The organism is Demequina sp. (assembly GCF_016278765.1).
Lineage (GTDB): Bacteria > Actinomycetota > Actinomycetes > Actinomycetales > Demequinaceae > Demequina.
The window spans coordinates 1-10,345 of sequence record NZ_JADQBE010000006.1 but is presented as its reverse complement, the minus strand read 5'-3'; the positions used below and the strand labels follow the sequence as shown (position 1 = coordinate 10,345).

The following is a 10,345-nucleotide window of genomic DNA, read 5'->3' as shown; positions in this document are numbered from 1 at the left end:
CATGTGCCCAGCATCAAGCCAAAACCCCGCTCAACATTGGAGACACGCCCTAGATCTTGTCGGGCTCGGTGCTGCCGACTGCAACACTCTTCATTAGGCGTTCCACAAGTTCCTCGAGAGGCTCATCGAGTTGTCCCACCGTGACGTCTGCGTCGGTGGGCGATTCATAGGGATCCGAAATCCCCGTGAACTCCTTGATCTCCCCGCTGCGAGCTTTGGCGTACAGGCCCTTGCGGTCGCGCGCCTCACATACCTCGAGTGGAGTCGCGACGTGCACAAGCACAAAGCGACCCACGCGTTCCGCCATCTCGCGCACCTCGGCGCGCATGGACTCGTAAGGTGCGATGGGGGCGCAGATCGCGATACCGCCATGCGCGCTGACGAGGGAGGCGACCCAGCCGATGCGGCGCACGTTGAGCTCGCGGTCCTCTCGCGAGTAGCCCAGGCCGCTGGACAGCATCCTGCGCACCTCGTCGCCATCGAGCAGGGTGACCGGCCGGTCGCCGGTCTCCCGCAGTTTCCGCGCGAGCTCCCGCGCGATGGTGGACTTGCCCGAGCCGGACAGCCCGGTAAGCAGAACCACTGTGCCGCCCCCGCTCGAGTCCTGTGCGGATCTGTCGATGGTCACCTCGTCCGCAAAGGCCTTGTGCGCGAGCCAACTGAGGTGTGCCGGGCGGTCATGTGCGGGCACGTGTTCCGCAGCCGGCACAGGAAGCACCCGGACCGCAGTGTCGCTCGGCGCCCCATGTACTGCGCGGGCCAGCGGATTGTCGTGTCCGTCGTCAAGGAATACCAGCGCACTCGGCACCCGGGTCCCTTTACCGGGCCTCAAGTCCTCGAATGGCTGTGACGCTGGGTCGCGCAGCCGGGTCACCGGGCCTGCAACCCACGTGACAGCGTCTGCTGGCAGCGTGGAACTTGGATCGACGCGTGCAATGGGAGTTGCGTCGCTGTCGAGCAACTCGAAGGGCTCGTTGCCGTGCTCGGCGCTGAGGGGAACACGCAACGTCGCCACGCGGGAATCCGGCCCGGGCAAGGAGTACGCGACCGCGCCGTAGACCCCAGCCATGACGAGCTCCAGTTCGTTGAGCTGCGACTGGTTGAGCCTCACTTGCAGGGTCATGGCGCCACCTTCTTGGCCGCTCGGCGTGCCTGCCACACAAAGAAGTCAAAGCCTAGACGGTGGCGGGTGTATCCCCACGCGAGTGTGCCTCCCACAAGTGCCCCAGCGAGCATCCAGAGTGTCGCGACATTGGGCATTCCGAGCATCTTCAGGCCCGACGCCAACAACACCAAGGCCAACGCTCGCCGTACTAGCCCGCCCGACGCGCGGCTGGACAACTGCGCACCGAGCCATGCGCCCGGAATCGAGCCCAGGATGATCGGCAACGCGACACTCCAGTCAACGTCACCGAATGCCAGGTGGGCGATGGCCGCGGCTGCAACCAGCGGTACCGCCTGTGCGAGATCGGTTCCCACAAGTTGGGACGCCTTAAGTCTCGGGTACAGCGCCATGAGCGCGATGATGATGAGCGATCCGGCTCCGACCGATGTCATGCCGACCATGAGGCCGCCCATGGCTCCGACTGCAATGGTCGCCATCGGTCGCGCAACCACGCTCGGGCGATCCTGGGGCAGTTTCGCAGCGCGCCCGTCGCGCTCCATCGCGTACTCGCGCAGCCTGAGGTAGGCACGTGCCAGCAGGCCAAGGGACGCGATAATCAACACCGCGCCTAGCGCCAACTTCACCACATGCTGTACGTCCTCTTGATGACCGATCAGTCTGATCGCGACAACGCCAGCGAAAGCCGCTGGCACCGACCCATACACGAGCAGCTTCACGAGTTGCCAGTTCACGGTGCCGCGGCGCATGTGAACCCAGGATCCAGCTGGCTTCATGAAGGTACTCGCTACGACGTCGCTGGAGACGGCAGTCAATGGCGGGATGCCGAAGAACAGCACCAACGCTGGCGTCATCAGGGCGCCTCCACCCATCCCAGTGAGGCCGACGACAACACCGATCCCGATGGCGACGAAGAGGAGGGCGAAGTCCATCAGCGTTCGCGGACCACTCCTGCGCCGACGGTGCGGTTGGTGGCCTCGTCGATCAGGATGAAAGACCCAGTGGTGCGGTTGTCCGCATAATCATCGACCAGTAGCGGCGTGGTGACCCGGAGTTTGACGCGCCCGATCGAGTTGAGGCCCAGCACGTGGGAGTCCTCATTGCGGTGGAGCGTGTTGACGTTCAACTCGTACGGGATCTCTCGCACCACTGCGCGCGCCATGCGGGTGGTGTGGAGAATGCCCACTTTCCTGCCTTCGGTCAGGACATCCGTGTCCATCCAGCACACTGTGGCGTCGATGTCCTGCGTGGGTGCGGGGTGGTTGCCCACGCGGCAGAAGATGTCGCCGCGCGAGATGTCGATCTCGTCCTCGAGCCTCACCGTTACCGACATGGGCGGAAATGCTTGGTCCGCCGGCCCGGTGGGGGTGTCGATCGCCGCGATACGCGACTGCAGTCCGCTGGGCAACACCATGATGTCGTCGCCCACCTTGAGAATCCCTGATGCAACGGTGCCAGCGAACCCACGGTAGTCGCGAGCGGCGCTGTGCTGGGGACGGATGACGTACTGCACGGGGAATCGCAGATCCTGCAAGTTGCGATCTGACGCGATGTGGACGTGCTCGAGGTGGTGTAGCAGCGAGGCACCCTGGTACCAATCCATGTGCTTGGAACGGTCGACGACGTTGTCGCCCTCAAGCGCCGAGAGCGGGATCGCGGTGAGGTCCGGGATGTCGAGCTTCGTGGCAAAGTCCGAGAACTCTTCGTAGATCTCGTCGAATGGCGCTTGCGACCAGTCGACAAGGTCCATCTTGTTGATTGCCAGTACCACGTGTGGCACCCGCAGAAGTGAGGCAATGGTCGCGTGGCGTCGGCTCTGCTCGGTGAGACCCTTGCGGGCGTCAACCAGGATGATGGCCAAATCTGCCGTTGATGCCCCGGTGACCATGTTGCGCGTGTACTGCTGGTGACCGGGGGTGTCCGCAATGATGAACTTGCGTCGAGGTGTGGCGAAGTAGCGATACGCGACATCGATGGTGATGCCTTGTTCTCGCTCTGCGCGAAGGCCGTCCGTCAGCAGTGCCAAGTCCGTGTACTCGTTGCCGCGATTCTTGGAGGCAAGTTCGATACTGTCCAACTGGTCCTGGAAGATTGACTTGGAATCAAACAGCAGGCGTCCGATGAGTGTGCTCTTGCCGTCATCAACTGACCCGGCCGTGGCAAATCGCAACAGGTCCATCAGAAGTAGCCTTCCTTCTTGCGATCTTCCATGGCCGCCTCGCTGACTCGGTCATCACCACGAGTCGCGCCGCGCTCCGTGAGGCGTGTGGCGGCGGTCTCTTCGATGATCTTGTCCAGCGTGTCGGCGTCGGACGCCACAGCGGCAGTGAGGCTGGCATCGCCAACGGTGCGATAGCGCACCTTGCGCGTCTCGACCACTTCGCCATCGCGTGGTTGGCAGAACTCGTTTGCGGCCATGAGCATGCCGTCGCGCTCGAACACGGCGCGTTCGTGCGCCAGGTAGATGCTCGGCACGTCGATATCTCGCGCGCGGATGTAGTCCCAGATGTCCAACTCGGTCCAGTTGGACAACGGGAACACCCGGATGCTCTCGCCGGGGTGCACTTTGCCGTTGTAGAGGCTCCACAGCTCTGGACGCTGGTTGCGAGGATCCCACTGCCCAAAGTCGTCGCGGAAGGAGAACACGCGCTCCTTGGCACGAGCCTTCTCCTCATCACGTCGGGCGCCGCCCATGCAGGCGTCGAACTTGTTTTTCTCGATGGTGTCGAGCAGCACCGGCGTCTGGATGCGATTGCGCGAGCCGTTCGGCTCGGGACGCACAATGCCTCGGTCGATCGCGTCCTGAACTGAACCCACCACCAGGGTCAGGTCATACTGCTCGACCATCTGGTCGCGAAACGCAAGCACCTCGGGAAAATTGTGACCGGTGTCAATGTGGACCACCGGCATTGGCACCGGAGCAGGCGCGAACGCTTTGATCGCCACATGCAACAGGCAGATCGAGTCCTTGCCGCCGGAGAACAGCAGTGCCGGTCGCTCCATCTGTGCGACAACTTCACGCACAATGTGGATCGCTTCAGCCTCAAGCGCATCGAGTTGGCTGAGCGTCTGCTGGCCGGTCATGCATTATCTCCGTCCGCGGTCGCAATGGCGTCAAGAATGGCCTGCGCCAATTCGGGGCGGCAGACCACCAGGTCAGGCAAATAGGGGTTCGCCATATTGTAGAGGAGAGGCGAACCATCGATGCGACTAACATGCAGCCCGGCGGCCCGCGCTACTGCGACCGGCGCAGCGGAGTCCCACTCATATTGGCCGCCGGCATGAACATAAGCGTCCACTTGGCCACGCACCACGGCGGCGATTTTCACTCCAGCGGAACCCATGGGGACGAGCTCGGCGTCGAGCGCCGCGCGAACGGCCTCGGTGACGGTCGGAGGGCGCGAGCGGCTAGCCGCGAGCTTCACGATCGACGATGAGCGTGCGCGAACGGGCGTCACCGAGGCGGAGTCGAGGACCAAGCCCTCGCCGGGAATGGCTACCGCTCCCACCGTCAACTCGCCGCGCTCCCAGAGCGCGACGTGGACCGCCCAGTCAGAGCGTCCCTCGCCGTACTCACGAGTTCCGTCCAAGGGGTCGATGATCCACACACGGTCGGCGGATAGCCGCGCCGACGAATCGCTGGCCTCCTCGCTGAGCACCAGGTCACTTGGAAATCGCTCCGCCAGCAAGGATGCAATGATGCGCTGGGATTCGGCATCTCCGCGAACGCCCCGGTCCTTGCCGCCGACATCTCCATCAAAGGCTTCGCGCAGATCCAGGAGCGCTCGCCCTGCGACGCGCGCGATCTCCGCTGCGCTTTGCGCATCAGAATTCAAGATTGACCCCCTCGTAGCCAGTTCAACACCCTACCAACGATCGACTGAGACCCCAGCATGGACGAGAGGGGTACCTCTGTCGTACTTCCGTTGGCACGCCCACGGGAGCTTGTGGTCTCAGAAGAACCGTTGCGCGACCTCAGGCCCGCGACACCTGGGCGTCAGACCGTCGGTCCACCCATCGTCCTATCGCCTTCCAGATTCTTGACACGATCAGCACCCCGCACCCCAAGACGGCCCCGAACGCGGCCCCGCTGCCGTTGAGAATGATGTCGTTGATGTCGGCGGTTCGGGTCATCGTGGTCTGCGCGAGCTCGATGCCTCCCGACAGTGCTGCGCCCGTCACGGTGGCGGTGGCAACTCGGGCGACCAGCCAGCCATAGAACAGGAACGTCAACACAAAGCCCAGCGGGATGAACAGCAGAATGTTGCCGTAGAAGTTCGCCGACTCCGCGCGCGTGGCTTGCAGGCTGGCGGCGTGGCGCATCCCTTCGAACGGGTCCAGAACGATCTCACGGCTTTTTCCGGGCGGTGGCGCGTCGCCAAGCCGGAAAGCCAGCGTCGCCACCAGAATGCCGCTTACCGCGGTGCCGAGGCCCAACCACATCACCCCGCGCAGCCCCTGTAGCCACCCCCGCCAGGCGGCGAATGCGAAGCACGTCAGCGCGATCGCACCCACCAGCAGTATCACGGTGCCGGCGCGAGGCATGGGCGTGAGCCACTCCCGTAGCACGTCCTCGATGCGTCCCCAGTCCACGTGTCCGCCCCCCCCGATCAGTGAGTGCTCGATTCCGGCCGTCTTGCTCGGAGTACTCAGCCTACGGGAGCCCGCCGTGACCGCCGTGCGTCTGGTGTCCCTAGACCGCGCCTCCGCGCAGCGTCTCGATGAACCCCAGTATCTGTTCCTGCAAGGCCGGAAAGGCTCCGTCGAGCGGAACCTCATCCGTGGCCGCCTCCGCGAGTTGATCGAGCGTGTCCGCAATGGTGGCCGCGGCCCGGTTGAGCCCCCACGAGGTGAACTCGGCGAGCAGATCGTCCCTGGTGATGTCCCCGTGCCGGTACTTCCGGTTGACCGCCAGGGCGATTTTGCCATCGTTGTTGAGGTGCGCTTGCGGCACCACGTCGTAGGCGGGCGCTAACTGCACAGAGCCATCGGCCGGATGCAACAGGCCGATGTTCTTGGCGTGCATGTCCAGATTGCCGATACCCACAGCGAGAATCACCATGCGGGCGAGGCGCGCCAGGTCCTGTCCCGGGGCATGCCTCACGAGGGTCTCGGCGACCCGCCTCAGGCTCACCACGCCGCCCATCTCCTGATACTTCTGGTTCTGGCTCGCCCCGAGCGCCTGGCTGAAGTCCTCTTGATGGACGCGCTGACCGTCCACGCGGTCGTAACGCTCGATCACCAGCGCCGCGAGCCCATCGAACTCCTCGACCCGCGTCTGGAACGTTGCGAGTCCCATTCGGCGCGCCAGCCTCGATCCATATTCCTCATCAAAGATCACCGTCGCCTTGTCGCCCTTGAGTTGAGGCTTCAGGATGTGCGTGGTGGGGTGACCGCCGAGCGCCTGGGCCCACCCCTCATCTGTGCGCGCCAGCACAATCTTGGGCTGTACACCGCCGAGGGACGACTTCCCCACCTGGGGTGCATTGGCAAGCGGTGATCCGATCGGGTCTTCCAGCAGGCCACGGATCTGAGCTGCCGTGACTGGCCTGACGCCGGGTTCCGCGGGTTCGGCGGGGTCATCGAGGTCCCACAGCTGCAAGGCGCCCGCCATGTCACGCCCGTAGCGAGCCAGAAACCGTGGCGTATCGCCTGCACGGAGTCCAGCCTGCTGCAACATGTAGTCGTACTGATCGCCCTCAGGGAGCAGTTCAGCGAACCAGTTCCGGCGCCGGCCCGACTGATCCCGGCGCTGCCGTGGAACGAGTGGAATCGCGACTGAGAGCACGGAGCTGTTCGCACCGAACCGCTCTACTGCCTCGGCGCTGGGGATGAAATCGAAACTCCGTGCGTCGCCCTCAAGGGTGCCGATGATCGTCCCGTGAAGCTCAACCGCGAGCGGCATCGTCGCCTCCCCAGGTCGCGGTGAACTCGATACCCGTGGCTCGCGCGAGACCCAGCAGGCGGCGCAAGTAGATGGTCGACTTGCCTGCCTCGATCTCGCTGATAGTGCTCTGCGGGACGGCGAGTTGCTCGGCGAGCTGCTTCTGCGACATCCCGCGCTCAAGCCTCGCCTGTTGGATGGCCAGCCCAAAGTCTGCGGGGGCGTGGAGCCTTGCGGTGTGTTGTGACATGACGGTCCCCTTGTTTCGTGATTTCACGATACCGCATGCCTATCGGAATATCACGATAGGGAAACTGCTGTACGTGTTCGGTGTTCGGTATGGACCGAACGCCGAACACTTAGGTAGCATGGCGTCATGGACGAACTCAGCACGGGTGAAGGGTTGCTCGCGGAGACGCTGAAGTTCCTCGGAGTGGGATTCGAGTTCACCGAGGGCAATGACACGGGCGCGGATCTCACCATCATCACCGATACCGGGACGTACCCCGTGAAGGTCAAGCGGTGGGCGAGTTTCCCCGACTCGGCGACCGAGCGAAACCCGGACCTCCGCATAGCGCCTTCCCCTCCGTTGGTCCGAGTGGTGGTGGCGGACAGAGTGTCTGCATCCGCACGGGCTCGGCTCACGGAACTCGAGTGGGCTTGGCTCGACCTCCGCGGGCACCTCAGGCTGCGTGCACCGGGGCTCGTCATCGACAGCGACGTGCCACCACTGCGATCCCGCCCGGAACGCGTGGACGCGATCGGGGGTCGCGCCGGCCTCGAAGTCGCCTGTGCGATCCTCGAGGAGCCACGGTCGAGTCACACGGTGCGCGAACTTGCGCGAACCACCAAGCGCGCGCCCAGCACGGTGTCCGAGGTGGTGAAGGCCATGCGCTTGGAGGGCTTGATAAGCGCCGAGGGTTTCGACGCGGACGCCGAGCTCTTTTGGCGAGTCGCGGGACGGTGGAACCTCAGGCGAACCTATCTCGCACGACTCCCGCAGGCGGGCCGTTCCCCCGACGCACTCGAGCTCGGATTCGGCGGCGATGTGACGGACGGCCCGGGTTGGGCCATGACCGGCGACCATGCGGCCGCGGCCGACGGGGCGCCGGTGGGAGTTCGAGCAGATGCCCGTGTCGACTTCTACGTGCCGTCGCGCGCCGCGGCGAGGCGGGCTGTGGCGATTCTGGGTCAGGCCAGCGACCGCGCTGCAGCCGCCTGTGCGGTCATTGTCCCTCCGGTGCCGAGGGCCTGCGTGAACCGTCGCGAACTCGACCTCGACTGGCCGGTAGCGCGCGGACTGTACGTCGCGCTCGACCTGGCGACCGACGCCGGTCGCGGTCGTGAAGTCCTCGACTCCTGGTCTCCGCCGTACCGGGTGTGGTAGCTCCCATGGATCACGTGGCTTTCACGCACGGCGCGATGACTCCACTCGTCGCGGCGATAGGTGAAGTGGAGCGCGCCACTGGAGTGCCTCCAGTGGTGGTCGGCGGGATCGCCGTGCTGTGCCGTGCACGCTCTGCTGAGCGGGTAACGGCCGACCTCGACACCGCGAGCGGAGCCCGCGAAGCCGGCGTCACCGTACTGGAAACGTTGCTGGCGCGCTCGGACGCGACAACTGCGGGTCCCGCCGGCGTGGAGTTGGACACAGACTTTGGGCGTGCGCGGGTCGACGTCATTGAGGTGGTCTCCGCCAAGGTGGCGCGCGACTCGGAGGTGACGGATGACCGGCTCTACGCGATGTCTCACCTGTGGGCGATCGAGACGTCCTCGCCTGTGGAGATCACCGTGATGGACCGTGGCACGGAAATGCTCCGAGTGGAGGCTCGTGTCGCGCAGCCGGGCCCATTGGTCGCGATGAAGTTGCAGTCGGTCCAGAACCGCGGCAGCGCGAAGGAGGGCACGGACCTCCTCGACATTGTTCGCCTCACCCTCGATCCAGACGCCGGCGAGCGCGTGCGCGCTCAACTTCGCGCTGTTGACCCGATCATCGCGAGCGACTGCGCCGAGTTTGTGAACCGCGTGCTGCTCGGGAACCCCGCGCTCATGGCACGCAAGGTGCAGCGCGCCGGAGGGACGGACGTCACCTCGGAGGTCATCGAGGATGTCGCGGCGATTCTGTTGGACGCGTGTGGTCGGTAACGCCCTGGTCGCGCAGCCGCGCTAGACCGCCGCGTCGACGCGCTCTAAGAGGCCCTCCACCAACTCGTTGAGCGCAGCCGACTCCACCAAGAAGCCGTCGTGGCCCACGTCCGAGTGGAGCAGGTCCACGCCGTCGCAGTTGGGTATTGCGTCCGCCAGTTCTTGGGAGTGGGACAGGGGGTAGAGCCTGTCCGAGTCGACCGCGGCTACCAGCGCCAGCCCCGGGAACTTTGCCAGCGCGGCCTCGATGCCGCCTCGGCCGCGACCCACGTCGTGCGTGTTGATCGCATGCGCGATGCGTAGGTAGGTGTTGGCGTCAAAGCGCCTTGCCAGCTTGTCCGCGTGATGCGCCAGGTAGGACTCGATCGCGTACTGGCCCGAGCCCGGCTCGCCCGGGCCGTGCAGGATGTCGCCCGCAACCCCGTCGTCGTCTGGTTGCACGCTGCGCCCAAAGCGTTCGTGCAACTCCGGCTCCGAGCGGTACGTGGTGTGGGCGATCATGCGCGCGATGCCCAGGCCCACGTGCGGGCCCTCGCCGTCGGCCGCGTCGTAGAAGTCGCCCCCGTTGAAGCGGGCATCGGCGCGAATCGCCGCGGCCTGTGCGGCGGCCCAGGCGATCTGCTCCGCCGTGGTGGCCGCGGTGGTGCCCACGGCCGCGATGGACCGCACGCGCGTGGGGTGGGTGGCCGCCCACTCCAGCGCGCGCATGCCGCCCATGGACGGCCCCAGCATGAGCCGCCACGCGTCGATCCCGAGGGCATCGGTGAGGCGCACCTCGGCCGCGACCATGTCGCGCAGCGTCAGCCACGGAAAGCGCGAACCCCACGGACGGCCGTCCGTGGGGTGAGGGTGAGCGGGTCCGGTGGTGCCCTGACAGCCGCCCACAATGTTCGCGGAGACGATGAAGTGGCGGGTGGGGTCCAGCGGCCGTCCGGGCCCGATGAGGGAGTTCCACCAGCCGCCCGTGAGGTGGCCGGGGCCCGCATGCCCGTAGGCGTGGCTGTCTCCCGACAGGGCGTGCGACACGTAGATCGCGTTGTCGCGCGCCTCGTTGAGCTCGCCCCACGTCTCGTACGCGAGGGTCACGTCGGGGAGGAGCCCCAAGGGGTCGGCCTCGAGCGGCAGATCCCCGATATGGAGGAACTTCCGCTCGCCCGGATGGTCGCCGGGGCGCCAGGCCCCCGACGCCGGCACCG

At 65.5% G+C, this 10,345-nt stretch carries 11 protein-coding genes; 2 read left to right on the top strand and 9 right to left on the bottom strand.

Features of this window, described 5'->3' with window-relative positions; all coding sequences use genetic code 11:
• Nucleotides 1-49 precede the first annotated feature (49 nt).
• The 8 genes from cysC to QZZ29_RS00455 form a co-directional block, all read right to left on the bottom strand.
• Nucleotides 50-1,123 (bottom strand): adenylyl-sulfate kinase, encoded by a 1,074-nt coding sequence (gene cysC / locus QZZ29_RS00490; RefSeq protein ID WP_291380534.1) that lies wholly within the window; start codon nucleotides 1,121-1,123, stop codon nucleotides 50-52.
• Entirely contained in the window at nucleotides 1,120-2,055 is a 936-nt protein-coding gene (locus tag QZZ29_RS00485; RefSeq protein WP_291380531.1) for a sulfite exporter TauE/SafE family protein, read from the bottom strand. Before QZZ29_RS00485 ends, cysC begins: the two co-directional genes overlap by 4 nt.
• On the bottom strand, nucleotides 2,055-3,302 hold the full coding sequence (locus QZZ29_RS00480) for a GTP-binding protein (protein WP_291380529.1): 1,248 nt from the start codon (nucleotides 3,300-3,302) through the stop codon (nucleotides 2,055-2,057). The genes QZZ29_RS00485 and QZZ29_RS00480 overlap by 1 nt, the downstream gene beginning before the upstream one ends.
• Complete coding sequence (gene cysD / locus QZZ29_RS00475; protein ID WP_291380527.1) at nucleotides 3,302-4,207, bottom strand: sulfate adenylyltransferase subunit CysD; 906 nt, start codon at nucleotides 4,205-4,207, stop codon at nucleotides 3,302-3,304. The genes QZZ29_RS00480 and cysD overlap by 1 nt, the downstream gene beginning before the upstream one ends.
• Nucleotides 4,204-4,959, bottom strand: a complete 756-nt coding sequence (locus QZZ29_RS00470) for a 3'(2'),5'-bisphosphate nucleotidase CysQ (protein WP_291380525.1) — start codon at nucleotides 4,957-4,959, stop codon at nucleotides 4,204-4,206. Before QZZ29_RS00470 ends, cysD begins: the two co-directional genes overlap by 4 nt.
• A 139-nt stretch (nucleotides 4,960-5,098) precedes the next feature.
• A complete protein-coding gene (locus QZZ29_RS00465) occupies nucleotides 5,099-5,716 on the bottom strand; it encodes a VanZ family protein (protein WP_291380523.1) in 618 nt (205 codons plus the stop codon).
• 100 nt (nucleotides 5,717-5,816) lie between these two features.
• Entirely contained in the window at nucleotides 5,817-7,028 is a 1,212-nt protein-coding gene (locus QZZ29_RS00460; RefSeq protein ID WP_291380522.1) for a HipA domain-containing protein, read from the bottom strand.
• Nucleotides 7,012-7,257, bottom strand: coding sequence for a helix-turn-helix transcriptional regulator (locus QZZ29_RS00455; RefSeq protein WP_291380520.1), 246 nt, complete (start codon nucleotides 7,255-7,257; stop codon nucleotides 7,012-7,014). The genes QZZ29_RS00460 and QZZ29_RS00455 overlap by 17 nt, the downstream gene beginning before the upstream one ends.
• Nucleotides 7,258-7,383: 126 nt before the next feature.
• Here QZZ29_RS00455 and QZZ29_RS00450 point away from each other — a divergent pair, with 126 nt between their 5' ends.
• On the top strand, nucleotides 7,384-8,394 hold the full coding sequence (locus tag QZZ29_RS00450; protein ID WP_291380518.1) for a transcriptional regulator: 1,011 nt from the start codon (nucleotides 7,384-7,386) through the stop codon (nucleotides 8,392-8,394).
• Nucleotides 8,395-8,399: 5 nt separating this feature from the next.
• Complete coding sequence (locus QZZ29_RS00445; RefSeq protein ID WP_291380516.1) at nucleotides 8,400-9,149, top strand: prevent-host-death protein; 750 nt, start codon at nucleotides 8,400-8,402, stop codon at nucleotides 9,147-9,149.
• A 21-nt stretch (nucleotides 9,150-9,170) separates the two neighbouring features.
• Here the strand turns inward: QZZ29_RS00445 and QZZ29_RS00440 are convergent.
• Nucleotides 9,171-10,345, bottom strand: a 1,175-nt coding sequence (locus QZZ29_RS00440) for a homoserine O-acetyltransferase (RefSeq protein ID WP_366478757.1), incomplete at its 5' end; no start/stop codon positions are given.

Excerpts from the sequence above, each read along its gene's own strand:
- QZZ29_RS00450 (WP_291380518.1), top strand. The coding sequence starts at position 7,384 with ATGGACGAACTCAGCACGGGTGAAGGGTTGCTCGCGGAGACGCTGAAG.
- QZZ29_RS00480 (WP_291380529.1), bottom strand. The coding sequence starts at position 3,302 with ATGGACCTGTTGCGATTTGCCACGGCCGGGTCAGTTGATGACGGCAAG.
- cysC (WP_291380534.1), bottom strand. The coding sequence starts at position 1,123 with ATGACCCTGCAAGTGAGGCTCAACCAGTCGCAGCTCAACGAACTGGAG.
- QZZ29_RS00445 (WP_291380516.1), top strand. The coding sequence starts at position 8,400 with ATGGATCACGTGGCTTTCACGCACGGCGCGATGACTCCACTCGTCGCG.
- QZZ29_RS00455 (WP_291380520.1), bottom strand. The coding sequence starts at position 7,257 with ATGTCACAACACACCGCAAGGCTCCACGCCCCCGCAGACTTTGGGCTG.
- QZZ29_RS00460 (WP_291380522.1), bottom strand. The coding sequence starts at position 7,028 with ATGCCGCTCGCGGTTGAGCTTCACGGGACGATCATCGGCACCCTTGAG.
- cysD (WP_291380527.1), bottom strand. The coding sequence starts at position 4,207 with ATGACCGGCCAGCAGACGCTCAGCCAACTCGATGCGCTTGAGGCTGAA.
- QZZ29_RS00485 (WP_291380531.1), bottom strand. The coding sequence starts at position 2,055 with ATGGACTTCGCCCTCCTCTTCGTCGCCATCGGGATCGGTGTTGTCGTC.